Annotated in this window: 11 protein-coding genes, 3 tRNA genes and 2 pseudogenes; 10 read left to right on the top strand and 6 right to left on the bottom strand. The window is 55.4% G+C overall.

The window, feature by feature from the left end; translation table 11 throughout:
* The first annotated feature begins 21 nt into the window (after nt 1-21).
* From recC to recD, 4 genes and pseudogenes are all read left to right on the top strand, one after another.
* Nucleotides 22-3,389 (top strand): annotated as a pseudogene (recC, locus tag VRC33_RS18125) (exodeoxyribonuclease V subunit gamma).
* Between the two features lie 153 nt (nt 3,390-3,542).
* The gene (ptrA, locus tag VRC33_RS18120) at nt 3,543-6,431 is read left to right on the top strand and encodes a pitrilysin (protein WP_338557885.1); all 2,889 of its coding nucleotides are present in this window, start codon (nt 3,543-3,545) and stop codon (nt 6,429-6,431) included.
* A complete protein-coding gene (gene recB, locus VRC33_RS18115) occupies nt 6,428-9,973 on the top strand; it encodes an exodeoxyribonuclease V subunit beta (RefSeq protein WP_338576805.1) in 3,546 nt (1,181 codons plus the stop codon). The genes ptrA and recB overlap by 4 nt, the downstream gene beginning before the upstream one ends.
* Nucleotides 9,961-11,796, top strand: coding sequence for an exodeoxyribonuclease V subunit alpha (recD, locus tag VRC33_RS18110; protein ID WP_338557881.1), 1,836 nt, complete (start codon nt 9,961-9,963; stop codon nt 11,794-11,796). The genes recB and recD overlap by 13 nt, the downstream gene beginning before the upstream one ends.
* 184 nt (nt 11,797-11,980) lie before the next feature.
* On the opposite strand, the gene argA is transcribed toward recD, so the two are convergent.
* The gene (gene argA, locus VRC33_RS18105) at nt 11,981-13,327 is read right to left on the bottom strand and encodes an amino-acid N-acetyltransferase (protein ID WP_338557876.1); all 1,347 of its coding nucleotides are present in this window, start codon (nt 13,325-13,327) and stop codon (nt 11,981-11,983) included.
* A gap of 235 nt (nt 13,328-13,562) precedes the next feature.
* On the opposite strand from argA, the gene amiC reads away from it, so the two are divergent.
* Nucleotides 13,563-14,816: an N-acetylmuramoyl-L-alanine amidase AmiC gene (gene amiC / locus VRC33_RS18100; RefSeq protein WP_338557870.1), complete on the top strand. Its 1,254-nt coding sequence runs from the start codon at nt 13,563-13,565 to the stop codon at nt 14,814-14,816.
* Nucleotides 14,817-14,943: 127 nt separating this feature from the next.
* Here the strand turns inward: amiC and VRC33_RS18095 are convergent.
* From VRC33_RS18095 to VRC33_RS18085, 3 genes are all read right to left on the bottom strand, one after another.
* Nucleotides 14,944-15,020 (bottom strand) — tRNA-Met (locus VRC33_RS18095).
* Nucleotides 15,021-15,082: 62 nt separating this feature from the next.
* Nucleotides 15,083-15,159: transfer RNA gene (locus tag VRC33_RS18090), tRNA-Met, on the bottom strand.
* A 61-nt stretch (nt 15,160-15,220) separates the two neighbouring features.
* Nucleotides 15,221-15,297: transfer RNA gene (locus tag VRC33_RS18085), tRNA-Met, on the bottom strand.
* Nucleotides 15,298-15,502: 205 nt separating this feature from the next.
* Between VRC33_RS18085 and mltA the strand changes: the two genes are divergently transcribed.
* A complete protein-coding gene (gene mltA, locus VRC33_RS18080; RefSeq protein ID WP_338564348.1) occupies nt 15,503-16,648 on the top strand; it encodes a murein transglycosylase A in 1,146 nt (381 codons plus the stop codon).
* Nucleotides 16,649-16,700: 52 nt separating this feature from the next.
* Complete coding sequence (gene tcdA, locus VRC33_RS18075; RefSeq protein ID WP_338557849.1) at nt 16,701-17,501, top strand: tRNA cyclic N6-threonylcarbamoyladenosine(37) synthase TcdA; 801 nt, start codon at nt 16,701-16,703, stop codon at nt 17,499-17,501.
* Between the two features lie 41 nt (nt 17,502-17,542).
* Here tcdA and csdE read toward each other — a convergent pair whose 3' ends face one another.
* On the bottom strand, nt 17,543-17,989 hold the full coding sequence (gene csdE / locus VRC33_RS18070; protein ID WP_338564347.1) for a cysteine desulfurase sulfur acceptor subunit CsdE: 447 nt from the start codon (nt 17,987-17,989) through the stop codon (nt 17,543-17,545).
* Nucleotides 17,989-19,191 carry a cysteine desulfurase CsdA gene (gene csdA, locus VRC33_RS18065; RefSeq protein ID WP_338564553.1) on the bottom strand — a complete coding sequence of 401 codons (1,203 nt, stop codon included), beginning with the start codon at nt 19,189-19,191 and terminating at the stop codon, nt 17,989-17,991. The genes csdE and csdA overlap by 1 nt, the downstream gene beginning before the upstream one ends.
* Before the next feature lie 226 nt (nt 19,192-19,417).
* Between csdA and VRC33_RS18060 the strand changes: the two genes are divergently transcribed.
* From VRC33_RS18060 to VRC33_RS18050, 3 genes and pseudogenes are all read left to right on the top strand, one after another.
* The gene (locus VRC33_RS18060) at nt 19,418-19,642 is read left to right on the top strand and encodes a YgdI/YgdR family lipoprotein (protein WP_338557844.1); all 225 of its coding nucleotides are present in this window, start codon (nt 19,418-19,420) and stop codon (nt 19,640-19,642) included.
* Nucleotides 19,643-19,985: 343 nt separating this feature from the next.
* The gene (locus VRC33_RS18055) at nt 19,986-20,903 is read left to right on the top strand and encodes a transcriptional regulator GcvA (RefSeq protein WP_338557838.1); all 918 of its coding nucleotides are present in this window, start codon (nt 19,986-19,988) and stop codon (nt 20,901-20,903) included.
* A gap of 66 nt (nt 20,904-20,969) precedes the next feature.
* Nucleotides 20,970-21,287 (top strand): annotated as a pseudogene (locus VRC33_RS18050) (DUF423 domain-containing protein); the annotation flags it as partial.
* Nucleotides 21,288-21,328 lie beyond the last annotated feature (41 nt).

Here is a 21,328-nt window from a genome sequence, read left to right as displayed (position 1 = left end):
TATTCCGCAACAGGAGCAGACATGTTTACCGTTTACCACTCAAATCAGCTGGATTTATTAAAGACGCTGGCGGCCTGGCAGATTGAAAATCAACCGCTGCGCGATCCTTTCCAGTCTGAAGTGGTGCTGGTGCAAAGCCCGGGCATGGCTCAGTGGTTACAGATGTCCCTGGCGGAGCAGTTCGGTATCGCGGCCAATATTACGTTCCCACTCCCTGCCTCCTTTATCTGGGATATGTTTGTTCGCGTTTTGCCAGGGATCCCGAAGGAGAGTGCTTTTAACAAAGCGAGCATGAGCTGGAAGCTGATGGCGCTGCTGCCTGAAATGCTTCCCCGTGAGGAATTCACCCTGCTGCAGAATTATCTGACGGATGATGAGGACAAGCGAAAGCTGTTTCAGCTGGCGTCCAGAGTGGCGGATCTCTTTGACCAGTATCTGGTCTATCGTTCTGAATGGCTTAATTCCTGGGAGCAAGGCCAGCCTGTAGAAGGCCTGGGGGAGGCGCAGCGCTGGCAGGCACCTCTGTGGGCCGCGCTGGTGAAATACACGCGCGAACTGGGACAGCCAGAGTGGCACCGTGCCAATCTTTATGCCCGCTTTATTCATACGCTGGAGAAGAGCAGCGAGCGTCCGCCAAACCTGCCAGACAGGGTGTTTATCTGTGGCATCTCAGCCCTGCCACCCGTTTATCTTCAGGCTTTGCAGGCGCTGGGCAGGCACATTGATATTCATCTGTTATTTACCAATCCCTGCCGTCATTACTGGGGCGATATTCAGGACTATGCGTTCCTGGCAAAGCTCCAGAGCCGCCGCCGGCAACATTATGAGCACCAGCGGGAGAGCTCGCTGTTTCGTCATGAGGATGCTTCGGGTTTATTCAACGACGTGGGAGAGCAGCAGCTGAGTAATCCTCTGCTGGCCTCGTGGGGGAAACTGGGCCGGGATAATCTGTTCCTGCTGGCGCAGATGGAGTGTCGGGAAATTGATGCGTTTGTTGATATTGAGCCTGGCACGCTGTTGCAAACCTTGCAGCGTGACCTGCTGGAGCTGGAAGATAATGCCGTATTAGGCCTGCAGCAGCAGGAGTGGGAAACCAGCGTCGGTAAGCGATTGCTGGATCCCGCAGACAGGTCCGTCAGTATCCATCTTTGCCACAGTCCTCAGCGTGAGGTTGAAGTGTTGCAGGATCGGCTGCTGCAAATGATGGCGAGCGATCCGACGCTTTCCCCACGCGACATCATTGTGATGGTGGCGGATATTGATGCCTATACGCCCTTTATCCAGGCGGTATTTGGCAATGCGCCTTCAGACCGCTATCTGCCTTTCTCTATTTCTGACCGCCGTGCCAGCCAGGCCCATCCTGCGCTGCAGGCGTTTATTTCCCTGTTGAGCTTGCCCGACAGCCGCTTCACCTCCGAAGAGGTGCTGGCACTGCTCGAGGTGCCAGCACTGGCTAACCGGTTTGCCATAGACGAAGAAGGGCTGAAACGCCTGCGCCACTGGGTGGAAGAGTCCGGGATCCGCTGGGGGCTGGACGATGAGACCCTCCGCGATCTGGATCTTCCGCCCACCGGGCAGCATACCTGGCATTTTGGCCTGACAAGGATGCTGCTGGGTTATGCCATGACCAGCGACAGCGGGCACTGGCAGGGCGTTCTACCCTATGACGAATCCAGCGGGCTGATAGCCGAACTGGCGGGTAATCTGGCTGAACTGTTGATGCGCCTGCGTCACTGGCGGGCACTGTTAACCTCTGTCAGACCGCTGGAGGAGTGGCTGCCTCTTTGTCGGGCACTGCTTAATGATTTCTTTGCCGGGGATGCCGATACCGAAGCCGCGATGGCATTGATTGAGGAGCAGTGGAACCAGGCAATTAACCACGGCATTCAGGCGCAGTATCAGCAGGCGATCCCGCTTTCACTCCTGCGTGATGAACTGGCATCGCGTCTGGATCAGGAGAGGATCAGCCAGCGCTTTCTTGCCGGCCCGGTAAACTTTTGTACATTAATGCCGATGCGTTCTGTCCCTTTTAAAGTGGTTTGTCTGCTGGGGATGAATGACGGGGTTTACCCACGAACGCTTCCGCCGCTGGGCTTTGACCTGATGAGCCTGCAACCCAAAAAAGGCGATCGTAGCCGTCGTGATGACGACCGCTATCTGTTCCTGGAAGCCATTAACTCGGCGCAGCAGCAGCTCTATATCAGCTATATCGGGCGCACTATTCAGGATAACTCGGAACGATTTCCTTCCGTGCTGGTCAGTGAACTGGTGGAATACATCAGTCAGAGCTTCTGCCTGCCGGACGACCGGCTGCGGGATGTGGACAGCAGCGCGGAAGGGGTGTTAAAGCATATTCACCATCTGCACAGCCGCATGCCTTTTGCCGCCGAGAATTTCTCGTCGCTGTCGGAGTACCGAAGTTTTGCCAGTGAGTGGTTACCCGCTGCCAGCGCCAGCGGCGTACCGCATCCTGCCTTTATGCAGCCGCTGCCGTTACAGGAGCTGGAGGAGCTTAACTTTGATCAGCTGGTGCGCTTCTGGCGGCATCCGGTCCGCGCCTTCTTCAGTCAGCGGCTTGGCGTGAGCTTTATGCTGGAAGAGACAGGTCTGCCTGATGCGGAGCCGTTCGCGCTGGATAATCTCAGCCGTTATCAGGTAAACATGCAGTTGCTCAATACGCTGATTGATGAACAGCCCAGCGAGCCTCTGTATGACAGACAGCGCGCGGCGGGAAATCTTCCCTTTGGGGCTTATGGCGAACTTTTTTGGCAGGAGCAGCAGGATGAGATGGCGGAGCTGGCCAGCCGCGTGCGTGAACAGCGTAAAGAGTCCGTCAGCCGCGAAATTAACCTGCATGTGGCGGGTATTCAGCTCAGCGGCTGGTTGCCACAGGTGCAGGACGATGGCTTGCTACGCTGGCGACCAGGACATTTGAACTACACCGACGGGCTCTCTTTGTGGCTTGAGCATCTGGTTTACTGCATGCTGGGCGGGCAGGGTGAAAGCAGGATGTACGGGCGGAAAGAGAGTCAGTGGCGCTTCCCGCCCCTGCCGGGTGAGCAGGCCAGAGAATGGCTTGAGCGCTACATTGAGGGTTACAGGCAGGGGATGTGTTCGCCACTGCTGCTGCTGTTGCGGAGCGGGGGGCCTGGCTTGAGGCCTCCTATGATAAAAAATCCGGGCTGGTGTTGCAGGATGACAGCACTCAGGGCAAAGCCCGTATTAAATTGTTGCAGGCCTGGCAGGGAAATATGCAGATTGAGGGGGAAGTAAGCGATCCCTATCTGGCGCGTCTGTTCCGCACGCTCGACGACGAAACAATGCAGCAAATCGCGCAGAACGCAGAGATCTGGTTACTGCCGCTGCTGCAGATGAATGACATGCAGTAAGACATCCTGTAGTGTTACTTTATAACCCTTTGCCGTTTTTTAGATTTTTGCTCCCTTTCGTCCACAGCCGGAAGGGGAACTATCCAGGTTAAACCTCTGTTGCTGAACGTTAAGTCTCTGTCAGCCAGAAGATTAGATCGTCGAGGAGTATGAATGCGTCGTTATGCAGTCTGGTTCACCCCGCTTTTCCTGCTGTTTACCTTCTGGAGTTCACTGACTCAGGCGCAACCAGGATGGAAGCTTATCCCTGACGCTATCCGCAAAAGTGAAAAAGATCCCCGTGAGTATCAGGCGATCAAACTGGACAATGGCATGACGGTGCTGCTGGTGTCCGATCCTCAGGCGACAAAATCGCTTTCGGCGCTGACGATCCCGGTGGGCTCTCTGGATAACCCCCGCAACCAGCAGGGGCTGGCGCACTACCTTGAACACATGCTGCTGATGGGTTCAAAACGCTACCCTTCGCCTGATAATCTGGCGGAGTATCTTAAGCGTCACGGTGGCAGCCATAACGCCAGTACCGCCTCCTATCGCACCGCTTTCTACCTTGAAGTGGAAAATGATGCGCTGGAACCCGCCGTGGATCGGCTGGCCGATGCTATTGCGGAACCTCTGCTCGACCCGGTCAATGCCGAGCGCGAACGTCATGCGGTGAATGCTGAACTGACTATGGCCCGCTCACGCGACGGGTTACGCATGGCGCAGGTTGGGGCCGAAACGCTGAACCCTGACCACCCCAGCTCCCTGTTCTCCGGCGGCAATCTTGAGACGTTGAAAGACAAACCTGACAGCAAGTTGCACGATGCGCTGACCGCGTTCTATCAGCGCTACTACTCTGCCAACCTGATGAAAGCGGTGATTTACAGCAACAAGCCGCTGGGTGAGTTGCAGACCCTTGCGGCTAAAACCTTTGGTCGGGTGGAGAATCGCAATGCCACAGTGCCTGCTATCACTGCGCCGGTGGTGACTGACAAGCAGAAAGGTATTCTGATCCACTACGTGCCGGCACAGCCCCGCAAGCAGTTAAAAATTGAATTCCGTATCGACAACAACAGCGACAAATTCCGCAGCAAAACCGATACGCTGATTGCTTATCTGATCGGCAACCGCAGTAAAAACACCCTGTCAGACTGGCTGCAAAGTCAGGGGCTGGCGGATTCCATCACTGCCGGCGCGGACCCGATGGTTGACCGCAACGGCGGCGTGTTCTCAATTTCCGTGTCACTGACCGATAAAGGGCAGGCAAACCGGGATGAGGTGATAGCCGCAATCTTCAGCTATCTCAATAAACTGCGTAACGGCGGCATCGATAAACGCTATTTCGATGAAGTGGCTAACGTGCTGAATCTTGATTTCCGCTATCCGTCGATCACCAGGGATATGGATTATATCGAATGGCTGGCCGACACCATGCTGCGCGTACCTGTAGCCGACACGCTGGATGCTTCTTATATTGCCGATCGTTACGATCCGCAGGCCATCAAAGATCGCCTTGAAGGGATGACGCTGCAGAATGCCCGTATCTGGTATATCAGTCCCGATGAGCCACACAATAAAATGGCTTACTTTGTAGACGCGCCTTACCAGGTCGATACCCTGACTGCGGCGCAATTTACCCGCTGGCAGGCAGCCAGCGAAAAAATCGATCTGTCGCTGCCGGTGCTGAATCCCTATATCCCGGATGATTTCACCTTAATTAAGCCTGAGCACAAATACGAACATCCTGCTGAAGTGATTAACCAGTCAGGCCTGCGGGTGTTCTATATGCCCAGCCAGTTCTATGCCGACGATCCTAAAGCCAGCATCACTCTGGCCTTGCGTAACAAAGAGGCGATGAGCACGGCAAAAAACCAGGTGCTTTACGGCCTGAACGATTACCTCTCCGGGCTGGCGCTGGATGAGCTGAACTCCCAGGCGTCGGTGGCGGGGATCAGCTTCTCCACGGGCGAAGACGATGGCGTGACCTTTAACGCCAGTGGCTTTACGCAGCATCTGCCGGAACTGATGAAACAGCTACTGAAGAACTATGCCAGCTATCAGCCCGATCAACAGTTGCTGGATCAGGCGAAGTCCTGGTATCTGGAGCGTCTGGCTTCCGCGGAGAAGGGCAAAGCTTTTGAACTGGCGATTCAACCTGCCCAGATGCTTTCACAGTTGCCTTACACTCAGCGCAGCGAACGTCGGGCGCTGGTGGCGGGTATCACGCTTGAAGATTTGGCTGCCTATCGCAAAATGCTGCTGGAGAAATCCACGCCAGAGCTGATGGTGGTGGGTAACATCAGCGAAGAGAACGCCAAATCACTGGCGACGGATCTTCACTCCCAGCTAAGTTGTGAAGGTCAGAGCTGGTGGCACAGCCAGTATCTGGTTATCGACAAAAAAACGTCCGCTAATCTGCAGCAGGCCGGAAGCAGCACCGATTCGGCTCTCGCCGCGCTGTATGTCCCGCTGGGATATCCGGAATATGAAAGTATCGCCAGCAGCGCGCTGCTCAGCCAGATCATCCAGCCCTGGTTCTATAACCAACTGCGTACCGAAGAGCAGCTTGGTTATGCGGTCTTCACCTTCCAGATGCCAGTGGGCAGACAGTGGGGGATCGGTTTCCTGCTGCAAAGTAATGTGAAGCAACCGGCTTATCTGTTAACCCGTTTTCAGGCTTTCTATCCGACAGCGGAAAAAAGGCTGCGGGAGATGAGCAAAGAGGATTTTGCTCAGTATCAGATGGCGATGATCAACGAGCTGAAACAGCGCCCTCAAACCCTGGATGAAGAGGCCGGACGCTTCAGTAAAGATTTCAACCGGGAAAACTATAAGTTTGATACCCGTGAGAAAGTGATTGCGCAGATCCAGGCACTGACGCCCGCCAAAATGGCGACGTTTTTCCATGATGCGGTAATGCAACCGCAGGGGCTGGCGCTGTTATCACAAATTTCAGGCAGCCAGCATGAGAAAGCAGATTATGCGAAGCCGGAAGGCTTTACCAACTGGGAAGAAGTGTCCAGACTGCAGCAATCCTTCCCGGTAAAAAGCGATAAACCATGATGCAATATGCCCAGCCTCTTGATCCCTTAACGCTGCCTTTGCAGGGCGAAAGGCTTATTGAGGCCTCGGCAGGCACGGGTAAAACGTTCACTATCGGGCTGCTTTACCTGCGCCTGCTGCTGGGGCTGGGGGGCGAAGCGGCTTATTCCCGTCCCCTTCCGGTGGAAGAAATTCTGGTGGTGACTTTTACCGAAGCCGCCACAGCAGAACTGCGTGGCCGCATCCGCGAGAATATCCACAGGCTGCGTATTGCCTGCGTCCGGGGTCAGACTTCCGATCCGATGCTTGCCCGGTTGCTGGATCAAATCCCTGATAAGACTCAGGCGGCTGCCCGGTTGCTGGCGGCTGAGAGGCAAATGGATGATGCAGGCATTTTCACCATCCACGGTTTTTGCCAGCGAATGCTCAACCTCAACGCCTTCGAGTCCGGCATGTTGTTTGAACAGCAACTGATCGAGGATGAGCTCCCGCTGCGCCGTCAGGCAGCGGCGGACTTCTGGCGTCGTCATTGCCATCCTTTGCCACTGCCGATCGCCAGGGTGATGTCTCAGCTCTGGCAGGGGCCGGAACCCTTACTGACCACGCTCTCTCCGTGGCTCAGCGGTGAAGCGCCTGCGCTGAAGAACCCGCCCAACCTGGAAGAAACCTTCACCGAACGGCACGAAAAAATCATCGCCGAAATTCTGCGGATAAAAGCCGCGTGGCTTGCTGCCGGAAATTTGCACGATCTCATCGCGCAGTCCGGTGTGGATAAGCGCAGTTACAGCAGTAAGCATTTACCAGCCTGGCTGGATAAACTGACGCAGTGGGCTTCAGAAGAGACCGAAGATTACAGTTTTCCCAAAGAGCTTGAACGCTTTGGGCAGAACGTCTTACTGGATAAAACCAAAAAAGGCGAGGCGCCTCAGCATCCGCTGTTTACTGAAATTGACCGCTTTCTGGCGGAACCGCTCTCGCTGCGTGAGCTGGTGATAGCGCGGGCGTTGAGCGAAATCCGTTTCGTCACGCAGAAAGAGAAGCGGTTGAATGCGCTGCTGGGCTTTGATGACCTGCTGGGCGGGCTGGATGCCGCATTGCAGCAACCTACCGGTGAGGCGCTGGCGCTGGCGATTCGATCCCGCTATCCGGTTGCGCTGATTGATGAATTCCAGGACACCGATCCTCAGCAATACCGTATTTTCCGCACGCTGTATGTCGGGCAACCGGAGCACGCGTTGCTGCTGATTGGCGATCCCAAACAGGCGATCTACGCTTTTCGCGGGGCGGATATTTTCACCTATATGAAGGCGCGTAACGAAGTCAGCGCCCACTATACGCTGGATACTAACTGGCGCTCTTCCCCTGGCATGGTGAACAGCGTAAATCAGCTGTTTTCGCAGCAGCAGCACCCTTTTCTGTTCAGTGATATTCCTTTTCTGGCCGTACAGCCTGCGGCCCCCAATGCGGCGCTCAGCTTTACCCTGGAGGGGCAAGAGCAGCCCGCCTTACGCTTCTGGCTACAGCCGGGGGACGGCGTTGGCGTGACGGATTATCAACAGTTTATGGCACGTCAGTGCGCTGCCGATATCTGCCACTGGCTGACCGCAGGTCAGCAGGGCACCGCGCTGCTGGGTAAGGGTGAACAACAGCGCCCCGTGCAGGCTTCGGATATCACTATTCTGGTTCGTAGCCGCGGGGAAGCCGCGGTAATGAGGGAAGCCCTGAACAGCCTGGCTATTCCCTCCGTTTACCTCTCAAACCGTGACAGCGTTTTCACCACGCCCGAAGCCCGTGAAATGCTATGGCTGCTGCAGGCCGTTCTGGCGCCTGAACAGGAGCGGGTGCTGCGCAGTGCGCTGGCGACCAGTATTTTTGGTCTGGATGCGCCCACGCTGGATGCCCTGAACCAGGATGAGCGCGCCTGGGATGCGTTGGTGGATGAGTTTGACCGCTACCGCCAGCGCTGGCTTAAACGTGGCGTTCTGCCGATGCTGCGTGAGCTGATGGTGAACCGGCATATTGCAGAAAACCTGCTGGCCTCAGAGAGCGGCGAACGGCGGCTGACCGACCTTCTTCATCTTGGCGAACTGTTGCAGGAAGCCTCAGCCCAACTGGACAGCGAATATGCGCTGGTCCGCTGGCTGGCGCAGGAAGTCGCGCAGCCCAACGGACAGTCTTCCAGCCAGCAGCTAAGGCTGGAGAGCGATCGTCACCTGGTGCAGATTGTCACTATTCACAAATCCAAAGGGCTACAGTATCCGCTGGTCTGGCTGCCGTTTGCCGCTAATTATCGTGAGGCAGGCCAGGGCATCTACCACGATCGCGAAAGTTTTCAGGCGTTTCTTGACCTGTACAACGATGAAGAGAGCGTGGAACTGGCGGAACAGGAGCGTCTGGCTGAGGATCTGCGGCTGCTCTATGTTGCCCTGACCCGCTCAGTCTGGCATTGCAGCGTCGGCATTGCACCGCTGGTGAAAGGCAACCGCAAGAAAGAGGGCAGCAGCGACCTGCACCACAGCGCACTGGGCTATCTGGTGCAAAAGGGGGAAGCGGCGGATGCCAGCCAACTGCGTGACCAGCTTCAGGCTTTGAAAAGTGCTGCTTCGGATATCGTCATTGCCGGAGCACCGGATACCACCCCGTGGCGGCCTCAGCAGGCGGCAGAGCAAACGCTCACCAGCCAGCAAATCACCCGTTCGCTGCGTGATGAATGGCGCGTTACCAGCTATTCCGGGCTCCAGCAGCATGGCCACTCGGCCGCCTTTGATCTTCTTCCCCGGCTGGATGTGGACGCAGCAGGCGAAAGCCAGGCTCAGAGGGTGGCGGAACTCACGCCGCACAGCTTCCCCCGTGGGGCTGCGCCGGGCACATTTCTGCACAGCTTGTTTGAGGGGCTGGATTTCACTCAGCCGGTTGATGAGGAGTGGTTGAGTGAGCAGTTGCTGGCTCAGGGGCATGATATTGCCTGGCTGCCGGTAATGAAGCAGTGGCTGGAGTGTATTCTGCAAACGCCGCTGGATGAAACGGGTGTCAGCCTGAGCCAGCTGCCCGCCGACAAACGCCAGGTAGAATTACAGTTTTACCTTCCCATCAGGCAGATGCTTTCAGCCAGCAGCCTGGACTCCCTGATCCGTCAGCATGATGAGCTGTCGGCAACCTGCCCGCCGCTGAATTTTCAGCAGGTGCAGGGGATGCTTAAAGGCTTTATTGACCTGGTATTCTGCTGGCAGGGGAAATACTACCTGCTGGATTATAAATCTAACTGGCTGGGTGCCTCGGCAGAGGATTACACCCCGCAAGCGATGGCCCACGCAATGCAGGCCCATCGTTATGACCTGCAGTACCAGCTTTACAGCCTGGCGCTTCACCGTTATCTGTGCCACCGACTGGCTGATTATGACTATCAGCAGCACTTTGGTGGCGTATTCTATCTGTTTTTACGCGGTATCGACGGTTCAGCCGGCGGGAACGGGATCTACCGGACCCGGCCAGATGCGGCCTTCATCGCATCGCTGGATGCCCTGTTTGCCGGGAAAGAGCATGAGGATTTATGTCAGGAATAATTGCCCTGCTGCAGCAGGGCTGCGAACAACGGCTGTTTCGTTCTCTGGACGTTCAGTTTGCCGGTATGGTGGCCAGCGAAGAGCAGCCCTGGCTGATGCTGGCGGCGGCCTGTGTCAGTGCAGAAGCGGGGGAAGGACACGTTTGCCTGCCGCTGGTGCAGCTTACCGAGCAGTCGCTGTTTGATGGACGCCATCCTGAATTTGCCCGTCAACTCTGGCAGGCAGCCGGAGAGCCGGACTGGCTGGCTCTGCTGCAGGGCTCCCATGCGGTAGGTGATGGAACAACGGCCACGCCGCTGGTGCTGCATCAACAGCGTCTCTACCTGCACCGTATGTGGCAGTCTGAGGGCCATGTGGCGCAGTTTATTGTCCGTGAGTCTCCTGTTGCTGCGTTTGATCGTTCGCTGGTGCGGGCCGCGCTGGATAAGCAGTTTGGTCTGCAGCCGGATAACTGGCAGAAAATTGCGGCGGCGGTCGCCATCACCCGGCAAATCGCGGTGATCTCTGGCGGACCGGGAACCGGGAAAACCACGACGGTAGCAAAATTACTGGCGACAATGCTGGCGCTGTCTGAAGGTGCGATGCGTATCCGCCTCGCCGCCCCTACGGGCAAAGCTGCCGCAAGGCTGACCGAATCACTGGGGAAAGCGCTGCAACAGCTGGATGTCAGCGACGAAGAGAAACAGCGCTTCCCGGCCGAAGCGACCACGCTGCACCGACTGATGGGCGCGGTACCTGGCAGCCAGAGAATGCGCTATCACGCCGGTAATCCTTTGCACCTGGATTTGTTGGTGGTCGATGAAGCCTCAATGGTGGATTTGCCGATGATGGCGAACCTGATTGCTGCTTTACCGCCACACGCGAGGGTCATTTTCCTTGGCGATCGCGATCAACTGGCTTCAGTAGAAGCCGGGGCCGTGCTGGGCGATATCTGCCGCTGTGCGGAAGCGGGCTACAGCCCTGAACGGGCGGCGGAGCTCTCTGAACTCACCGGCTACGCAGTCGAAGGAAATAATGACGCTCAGGCTCCTCTGGTGCGCGACAGTATTTGCCTGCTGCGTAAAAGCTACCGTTTTGATGCCTCTTCCGGTATTGGTCAGCTTGCACTGGCGGTGAATGCCGGGGAAACGCGGCAGGTGGAAAAGGTTTTTGATAGCGGATTTACCGATATCGAGCGCTTCTCACTGAACAGCAGCGAGGCTTATCAGCATCTTCTTTCTGCGGGCGTTGTGGGCTACCGGCACTACCTTAGCTGCCTGGCAGAGGGCGCTGAACCTCAGGAAGTGTTAAAAGCTTTTGGCCGTTTCCAGCTGCTGTGCGCCCTACGCGAAGGGCCATTTGGCGTGATGGGGCTTAACGAGCGCATCGAAGTTTCTCTGCTCAGGGCGGGACTGATTCGCCGCTCACCAGGACCGGCCGGGAAATGGTATGTGGGCCGTCCGGTGATGATTGCCCGCAACGACAGCACGCTGGGGCTGTTTAACGGCGATATTGGTATCGCCATGCCGGATGAGGAAGGGGCACTTAAGGTCTTCTTCCCGTTGCCCGATGGCAGTATCAAAGCGGTGCTGCCCAGCCGGTTGCCGCCGCATGATACAGCCTGGGCCATGACCGTACACAAATCGCAGGGTTCAGAGTTTGAGCATACGCTGCTGGTCCTGCCCGTACAGTACACCCCGGTACTGACCCGTGAGCTGGTCTATACCGCCATCACCAGGGCCAAACAGCGTCTGACGCTTTATGCAGAAACACCTGTGCTGCACAGCGCGGTTAAAATGCGCACCCTGAGGCGAAGTGGGCTGGTAGAGAGGCTGGTGGAGTAACCGCCCGGCAGTTTTTTCAGTCGGGGCAGGGATAAGCGCGCAGGTGAGCCACGTCAGTTGAGGCGAGAACGCAAAAACGCCCGGTGATCTTCACCGGGCGTTTTGCTTTTTATCGGGCAGCAATAGTTCGTTAAGCTTTTTCCTGTCCCTCAACAGCAGCGGTAGGACAGTTTTCTTCCACGCGTCAGGCCATCAGGCGGGCGTGGCGCAGATCGGCCATCAGCACTTTGGAACGGCGCTGATAGTTGTACATCTCTTTTTTACTTTCCGGCAGCACTTCAATATCCACCGGCGTAAAGCCACGCTCCTGGAACCAGTGGATGCTGCGGGTAGTCAGCACGAACAATTTATTCAGCCCCATCTGACGAGCCTGTAACGCTACTCGCTCCAGCAGCGCCTCGCCGCGGGATGAGCTGCGGTAATCCGGATGAACGGCGACGCAGGCCATTTCACCAATCTGTTCTTCCGGGAAGGGGTAGAGCGCCGCACAGCCGATAGTCAGGTTGTCACGCTCAATAATGGTGAACTTATCGATTTCCATCTCCAGTTGCTCACGCGAGCGGCGAACCAGAATACCCTGTTGCTCAAGCGGCCGGATCAACTCCAGAATGCCGCCAATGTCGTTGATGGTGGCGCGACGGATCTGCTCTGCACTTTCCATCACAATCTGCGTGCCTATACCGTCACGAGAGAAGAGCTCCTGCAGCAGGGCCCCATCCTCCTGATAACTGATCAGGTGACTGCGCCGGACGCCGCTGCGGCAGGCTTTTACTGCACCGCGCAGGAAACGAACCGTACCCGACAGGTAATCATCTTCTTTTTCCAGATCTTCAATACGCTGTTGGGCATCGTTGGGGAACAGTTCAGAGATAACGTTGCCTTCGCTGTTCGTCACGCCCTGCTCTGAACAGAAGCCGATCATTTTTTCCGCTTTAAGCTTGATAGCCAGCTGCGTGGCGACTTCTTCAGAGGTGAGGTTAAAGCTCTCGCCAGTGACGGAAACGGCCACCGGCCCCATCAGTACGATGGCACCGCTGTCGAGTTGCCGGTGGATCGCCTCTTCATCAATGCGCCGGATGCGTCCACTGTGACAGTAGTCAACGCCATCATCCACGCCCAGCGGCTGAGCAATGATGAAGTTGCCGCTGACCACATTGATATGCGCACCCTGCAGCGGCGTGTTATTCAGGCTCATAGAGAGGCGGGCAGTAATATCTAACTGCAGACGACCGGCAGCTTGCTTGACCAGTTCAAGCGATTGCGCGTCCGTGACTCGTGTATGCTTGTGATAAATGGGTTCCAGCTGATGTTCAGCCAGATTAGCGTCAATCTGAGGCCGGGCGCCGTACACCACCACCAGGCGAATGCCGAGGCTGTGCAGCAGGCCAATATCATTGACGATGCTTGAGAAGTTCTCGTGTTCAATGGCTTCGCCACCGAGCATGATGACAAACGTTTTACCACGGTGGGCATTGATATAGGGGACGGTATGACGAAATCCCTGAACCAGCTCGGTACTACGTTCCTTCACGGCAAACCCTCTATGAATTATTATTCGCTAAAAGTGTATTTTTATTCTTTTAGAGGCCAGGCGCAAGGGGCAATTTTGCCGGGTTTTTCCGCTTTAGTGGCCACCCGAACGGCTAATGCACTGCATTATATCGATTTTTTCGGGTGACACTGCCAAAGGGATTCGCTAAAGTTTTTGCACCTTGTAGTCATTTGGCTTTTTTTCAGACACAAAACAGTAATGGAAGTGGAGCAGCATGTCCGATTTACCCTCTCCTGGCAGACGCCGGTTGTTAAAAAGCGCAGGAGCCGTCTTGCTGCTCAGCGTCAGTAAGGTGGGCCTGGCTGCCAGCAGTCATGCGGTGGCTATCCGTATCTGGCCTTCTTCTACCTACTCCCGCTTAACGCTGGAATCTGACCGGCCCCTTAAATATAAACAGTTTGCGCTCAGCCATCCTGAACGGGTGGTTGTGGATATTAAAAATATCCATCTCAATCATGTTCTGAAAGGGGTGGGTAATCTGGTCCGCAGCGACGATCCCTATATTAAAAATGCGCGTGTAGGCCAGTTTGATGCCCACACTGTACGGCTGGTGCTGGAACTTAAGCAGAACGTCACGCCGCGTGTTTTCACCCTGGATCCGGTGGCGGGGATTAAAAACCGGCTGGTGATGGATCTCTATCCCGCCAAAGGCAGCAGCTACGATCATGCCGACGACCCCCTGCTGGCGTTAATGGAGGATTACAACAAAGGTAATCTGGAGAGCAGCCAGCCTGCGACGGCTCCTTTACCCGGTAAAGCGGGAAGGGACCGTCCAATAGTGATCATGCTTGATCCGGGGCATGGCGGGGAAGATACCGGGGCGATTGGCAAACACAAAACCCGTGAAAAAGATATCGTACTGAAGATTGCCCGGCGGCTGAAATCGCTGATCGATAAAGAGCCCAATATGCGTGCCCATATGACCCGCAATGAGGATGTCTTTATTCCCCTGAAAGTCAGGGTCGCTAAAGCGCGTAAACAACGTGCGGATCTGTTTGTGTCGATTCATGCGGATGCCTTCACCAGCCGTGCTGCCCGGGGCTCTTCGGTGTTTGCCCTGTCCACCAAAGGGGCGACCAGTACCGCTGCCCGCTATCTTGCACAGACTCAGAACGAATCGGATCTGATTGGGGGTGTCAGTATGAGCGGGGACCGCTATCTCGATCACACCATGTTCGATATGGTGCAAAGCCTGACGGTTAATGACAGCCTTAAATTTGGTAAAGAGGTGCTGTCCCGCATGGGCAAAGTCAATCACCTGCATAAGAAGACGGTAGATCAGGCTGGGTTTGCGGTACTTAAAGCGCCAGATATCCCTTCTATCCTGGTAGAGACGGCGTTTATCAGTAATCTGGAAGAAGAGCGTAAGCTGCGCACCACGCGGTTCCAGCATCAGGTTGCGGATTCCATTCTGGCGGGGATAAAAGCTTACTTCGCAAGCGGGGCATCATTAGCACCAAGGAAATAGTCAGTAGAGCGGGGTGGGGTAGTGCTCACCCTGAAAATCAGGTTTGAAAGAAAAGGGAGAGTTTACAGGGGAAGAAAAAGGATTTTCAAAAGCCAGAAACAAAAAAACACCCGTTAAGGTGTTAAATTGGTTGCGGGAGCCGGATTTGAACCGACGACCTTCGGGTTATGAGCCCGACGAGCTACCAGGCTGCTCCATCCCGCGTCCGATATGCTGTTGCTTCCGTCACAACAGGTCTTACTGTACTGCACACTTCCGTGAAGAAGTGGTTGCGGGAGCCGGATTTGAACCGACGACCTTCGGGTTATGAGCCCGACGAGCTACCAGGCTGCTCCATCCCGCGTCCGATATACTGTTGCTTCCGTCACAACAGGTCCTGCTGTTCACAGACATTTCAGAAGAAATGGTTGCGGGAGCCGGATTTGAACCGACGACCTTCGGGTTATGAGCCCGACGAGCTACCAGGCTGCTCCATCCCGCGTCTGTGGAAGCGCACTATACTCTGAGTGAGTCTGGTTGCAACCCCTTTTTGCAACAAACCCATCAATTTAACGCTTCCTGCTTAATTCTTCCCCATCTTCTGTAGAGTTATCCATCAAACCCCTATCTTTACCCTTGTCCCGTTTAATTCTCCCGGTGCCTTTGCTATCTTCGGCGAGGAATTCCGCTGAATGGGCAACAAGATAATGAAAGGTAGTTGGGCTAAGTATGCAGTAACCGGGGCGTTGATTGCCCTGCTGGCGGGATGTTCTTCCAAACCGACGGATCGTGGCCAGCAATATAAAGATGGCAAGCTTGAGCAGCCACTGGGTCTGGTGAATCAGCCCAATGCCAAAGGGCGGCCTGTCAATGGTAAAGATTTTGGCGATCAGGTCAGCGAAATTCAGTTCGCTTCACCCGCCATATATTCGCGCCAGACCAACACCTTCAGTTCTGTTAAGGCCTGGCTGATGGCAGGAGGCGATACCCGTCAGCTACGCCAGTTCGGCCTGGATGCTTACCAGATGGAAGGCACAGACAATTACGGCAACGTGCAGTTTACGGGCTACTATACGCCGGTGATCCATGCGCGTTATACCCGTCAGGGCGAGTTCCAGTACCCTCTTTATCGTATGCCGCCGCGCCCTAAAGGCCGCCGTCTGCCAAGCCGTGCCGAGATTTACAGCGGCGCGCTGAGCGATCGCTATGTTGTGGGCTACAGCAACTCCCTGATGGATAACTTCATTATGGATGTACAGGGCAGCGGCTACGTGGACTATGGCGATGGCCGTCCGTTGACCTTCTTTGGTTACGGTGGCAAGAACGGTCATGGTTATTACAGCATCGGTAAAGTGCTGATCGATCGTGGCGAAGTGAAGCGTGAAGATATGTCGATGCAGGCGATCCGCAAGTGGGGTGAGGAACACAGCCCGGCTGAGGTGCGTGAGCTGCTGGAGCAGAATCCTTCCTTTGTTTTCTTCAAGCCGGAAAACTTTGCTCCTGTTCGCGGTGCGAGCGCGGTGCCGCTGGTGGCTAAAGCCTCGGTAGCCTCTGACCGCTCCCTGATCCCACCTGGCACCGCGCTGCTGGCTGAAGTTCCGGTACTGGACAACAACGGTAAATTTACCGGAAAATATGAGATGCGCATGATGGTCTCGCTGGATGTGGGCGGGGCTATTAAAGGCCAGCACTTTGATATCTATCAGGGCATCGGTGAGCAGGCCGGTCATATGGCAGGATGGTTTAACCACTATGGTCGCGTTTGGGTGCTGAAAGCGGCACCTGGCGCGGGCACTCCTCTGTTCTCTTCTGCACAAAATAGCACTGGCGGCTCCGCACTGGTCACCCAGTAGCCGCCCCTTTACGGGCTGGTTCGCCAGCCCGTTACTGATTCTGAGGTAATGCATGACTTCTCTTTCTGACGCCTGGCTGCAACGCTTTGGCGGCACAGCGCGTTTGTATGGGCAGCCAGCGCTACAGCTGTTTGCCGAAGCGCATATTTGCGTGGTAGGGATTGGCGGCGTGGGATCCTGGGCCGCCGAAGCACTGGCGCGCACCGGAATAGGCGCGATCACGCTGATTGATATGGATGATGTCTGCATCACCAATACCAACAGACAGATTCATGCGTTAAAACAGACGGTGGGTCAGGCAAAAACGGAGGTGATGGCGGAACGCATTCTGGCGATCAACCCGGAGTGTAAAGTCACCTGCGTGGATGACTTTATTACCGCTGAAAACACCGCTGAGCTGATGAGTCCGGGTTTTACCTACGTGATTGATGCTATCGACAGCGTGCGGCCAAAAGCGGCGCTGCTGGCCTGGTGTCGCCGCAATAAAATTCCGCTGGTCACCACCGGTGGCGCTGGCGGGCAAATCGATCCCACTCAGATCCAGGTTGCCGATCTGGCAAAGACTATTCAGGATCCGCTGGCGGCTAAATTACGTGAGCGTCTGAAAAGTGATTTTAAAATTGTTAAAAACAGCAAAGGCAAGCTGGGGATTGACTGCGTATTTTCTACCGAAGCCCTGATGTACCCGCAGCCTGATGGCTCCGTATGTGCTTCCCGCAGTACGGCAGAAGGACCCAAGAAAATGGACTGCGCGTCAGGATTTGGCGCGGCGACCATGGTGACCGCCACCTTTGGTTTTATCGCTGTTTCACATGTGCTGAAAAAAATGATGGCGAAGGCTTCACGTACCTGAAGGATCGCCGGGCACCTTCCCGGCGCTTCCCGGAGAAAAGATCAGTCCGCTTTTCCAGCGGCTTTCAACACCGCGTCAGCCAGCGCGCTTAACCCGGCACTGCGTGAGGAACTGAGCTGCGAGCGCAGGCCAAGTTCGTCAAATAATGCCAGCGGATCGCTGTTGCGCAGGGTTTCGGGCTGTTGACCCTCCACTGCGGTTAACAAGACCGCCAGTAAACCACGTACGATCCTTCCTTCACTGTCGCCGTAGAAATGCAGGCTGCCATCCGCCAGGGTTTGATGCCCCAGCCAGACACGATTTTCGCAGCCGGCAAGTTCAATCTCAGCCGTTTTCAGCTCATCGGGCAGCGCGGGAAGCTGTTTCCCCATCAGGATAAGCTGACGATAGCGATCCTCCCACTGGGTAAAAGCAGCAAATTTATGTTTTAGCCCGTCAACGGTAATCAGGTCGCCAAACGGGTGAGGTGCCAATAAAGTCGTCATGATCAATCTGCCAGTAGCTCCAGGGCGGTGGTCATCCCTCTGACCAGCGCATCCACATCGTTAAGGGTATTATAGGGCGCAAATGAGGCGCGCAAAGTGCCGCTGAGCCCTAAAGCCTGTAATAAAGGCTGGGCGCAATGCTGACCGGCTCGCAGCGCAATGCCGCTCTCCGCCAGCAGAGTGACCACATCGCTGTGATGCACACCGGCAATGTCAAATGAAAGCAGGCTTGAACGACTTGCCCGGTAGCTGCGGAACCCCGGCAGGGCAGAAAGGCGCTCTTCAGCCACATCTGCCAGACCACAACTCCAGCGTTCAGCGGCTTGCAGATCCACGCTTTCCAGCCAGCTCAGCGCGGCGCTCAACCCAATCACACCGGCCACGTTGGGGGTGCCCGCCTCAAAACGCCAGGGCACAGGCTGAGGAGTAAAACCGTCAAAGTTCACGTTGCTCAGCATTTTGCCGCCACCCTGCCAGGGCTGCATCTCTTCCAGCAGGCTGGTTTTGCCATACAGCGCCCCGATGCCCATCGGGCCATAAAGTTTATGTGCGGAAAAAGCATAGAAATCGATGTCGAGCTTCTGCACATTTGCCGGGGCATGAACCACGCCCTGGGCGCCATCAATCATCACTTTCGCCCCCATCGCGTGGGCCAGCTTAATGGTCTGAGCCAGTTCGGGGCAGCCTCCGGTAACGTTGGACATCTGCCCCAGTGCCAGCACTTTGGTCTGCGGAGAAAGCAGGCCGGGTAATAAAGCACAGTCTGGTAGCAAATCACTGCCCAGGGGCCATTTCACCACTTTTGCCCCGGTCTGCGAGGCGACCATCAGCCAGGGAACCAGATTGGCATGATGCTCTGCTTCACTGACCAGGATCTCGTCACCGGGCTGTAATCGGGGCCGGAAATAGCTCTGGGCCACCAGGTTGATCGCTTCAGTAGTGCCTTTCGTCCAGACAATATTATGCGCGTCTGGCGCCTGTAACAGGCGTGCCACCTGGCCGCGTGCCTCTTCATATCTCTCCGTCAACCGACGTGCGGCGGCAAACTGACTGCGGTGCACGGTACCTGCGCTCAGACTGTAAAATTGCTGAGTTGCCTCAATGACCGCCGCCGGTTTCAGCGTGGTGGCCGCGCTGTCCAGATAGACACCAGCATCAGCCAGCGCCGGAAAATGCTGGCGAAAGTGGGCGGGGGAGAAAGTCATAGGATCCTCGGGATTTTGATGAATTGGTGCGGTTCCTGTCAGGGCCAGTCTGAATTCAGGGCATTTACCTGGCAATGTTTAAAAAGCGGGTTATGCTGATTTATGCAAGGTTTAAACTATTACCCGCATTTAAGCGACGCTGAGGCAGGCAATTTACCCGCTTTTTTTCTCAGGTCCTGCTCATCGGGTGGTTTATCGCATTACAGTCTGCAATGGAGAGATAAAGATGAAAAAATTTGCTGCAATTATGGCTGCCTGTGCCATGACTTTTACCCTGGCCGCTTGTTCAAGCAATTACGTTATGCACACTAATGATGGTCGCACTATTGTCGCCGATGGTAAACCTGTGGTTGATGACGATACAGGCATGATCAGCTATCAGGATGCGAATGGCAACAAGCAGCAGATTAACCGCTCTGATGTGAAAGAAATGGTTGAGATGGGTCAGTAAGCTGCAGGCAAAAAAAAGCACCGCAATTTGCGGTGCTACTAATCACTATGGACAGACAGGGTAAATCTACAGGAATAAAAAGGTAGCCAGGCTACCAGATCTGAAAAAGTCAGATCAATTGCAAACACAACATCACGACCACAAGCCAAAAGCCTTTCAAAACTCTGCGTTTCCGCCTGAATTTCAACCTGCTTTTCGTTCCGGCTCAGGAAGTGCGGCAACTATAGGTATTTGCTGGTGCATCCTCAACGGACAAATTATAATGTCTCGGATAAAAAAAACTAATACGTAAAGCTCCGTCAGGAGTGTTACTTCCGATGTTGTCATAATCTATCCGGTAATCATGTCAAAACGTCTTCCACCGTTAAACGCGCTGCGTGTTTTTGATGCCGCTGCCCGTCATCTCAGTTTCACCAAAGCCGCTGAAGAATTGTTCGTGACTCAGGCCGCCGTCAGCCATCAGATTAAGTCATTAGAGGACTTTCTGGGCCTCAAGCTGTTCCGGCGTCGTAATCGCTCGTTGCTATTGACCGAAGAGGGTCAGAGTTATTACCTCGACATTAAAGAGATTTTCACCGCGCTCAATGACGCCACGCGTAAGCTCCAGGCACGTAGTGCAAAAGGTGCCCTGACGGTCAGTTTGTTGCCCAGTTTTGCCATTCAGTGGCTGGTGCCGAGACTGACCAGCTTTAACTCAGCTTATCCGGGCATCGATGTGCGCATCCAGGCGGTGGACCGTGAAGAAGAGAAACTGGCAGACGATGTGGACGTGGCGATATTTTATGGTCGCGGCAACTGGCCGGGGCTGAGAGTGGAGAAACTCTACGCCGAATATCTGCTGCCGGTGTGTTCACCTTTATTGCTGACCGGCGAGAAAGCGCTAAAAAAACCTGAAGACCTGATAAATCACACGCTGCTGCATGATGCTTCCCGGCGGGACTGGCAGGCCTACACCCGCCAGCTGGGCGTGGGGCATATTAATGTTCAGCAGGGGCCGATCTTCAGCCACAGTGCGATGGTGCTGCAGGCGGCTATCCACGGTCAGGGCGTGGCGCTGGCCAACAACGTGATGGCGCAAACCGAGATTGAAGCCGGGCGACTGGCCTGCCCGTTCAATGATGTTTTAGTCAGTAAAAATGCTTTTTATCTGGTTTGTCATGACAGCCAGGCAGAACTGGGTAAAATAGCCGCCTTCCGGCAGTGGATCCTGGCAAAAGCTGCCAGCGAGCAGGAAAAATTTCGTTTTCGTTATGAAAGCTGAGAGAGATGAAACTTATTTCGACGCGTGGCCTGAGGGCGGCGCGTGTTACCCCTGAGGATAAAGGAAATGTCGAGTCGTGCGATGCTGATTTTTTCAGCAATAAGCGGGTTTGTCTATGTCATGCTGGGTGCCTTTGGCGCCCACGTGCTGAGTAAGTCGCTGGGGCCGGGCGAAATGGCGTGGATGAAAACCGGCCTGGATTATCAGGCTTTTCACACGCTGGCGATCCTGGGTATGGCCGCCGCGATGCTGCGCCGGGCCAATATCTGGTTTTACTGGAGCAGTGCGCTGATGGCGCTGGGAACGGTGTTGTTCAGCGGCAGTCTGTATTGCCTTGCGCTCTCCCACCTTAAGCTGTGGGTTTATATAACGCCGGTGGGAGGCACCTGCTTCCTTGCTGGCTGGGTTTTGATGTTGATTGGCGC

This window comes from Erwinia sp. E_sp_B01_1 (assembly GCF_036865545.1).
Lineage (GTDB): Bacteria > Pseudomonadota > Gammaproteobacteria > Enterobacterales > Enterobacteriaceae > Erwinia.
Note: the sequence above shows the minus strand (reverse complement) of the source record. Positions and strands in the feature narration are given on the sequence as shown.